The organism is Brevibacterium sp. SIMBA_078, from assembly GCF_046534565.1.
Classification (GTDB): domain Bacteria; phylum Actinomycetota; class Actinomycetes; order Actinomycetales; family Brevibacteriaceae; genus Brevibacterium.
Window position 1 is genome coordinate 1 of sequence record NZ_JAWRYQ010000638.1, and the last position, 232, is coordinate 232.

Sequence of the window (232 nt, forward strand, 5' to 3'; positions counted from 1 at the left end):
CCGGTGCTGCGTATATTGAGCTCAATCCAGCGCTTGCGCCAAAACACAGTGCTAATATTAAAAAATTGGCACGAAAGGGCTTTTATCAGGGCACTCATATTTATCGTTTTGTGGAAGGGTTTGTTGCTCAAGGTGGTGATAGCACGGGTAAAAAGTTAACTAAAACCAAAAATAGCACAGTACCTGCCGAGTTTTATTTAACTACCAATAAGCCGCTTATGATCACTGAAAT

1 protein-coding gene is annotated in these 232 nt (G+C 40.9%); it reads left to right on the forward strand.

Going from position 1 to position 232, the window contains the following annotated elements:
- Positions 1 to 232, forward strand: a 232-nt coding sequence (locus tag SB749_RS21060) for a peptidylprolyl isomerase (protein WP_410712035.1), incomplete at both ends; no start/stop codon positions are given.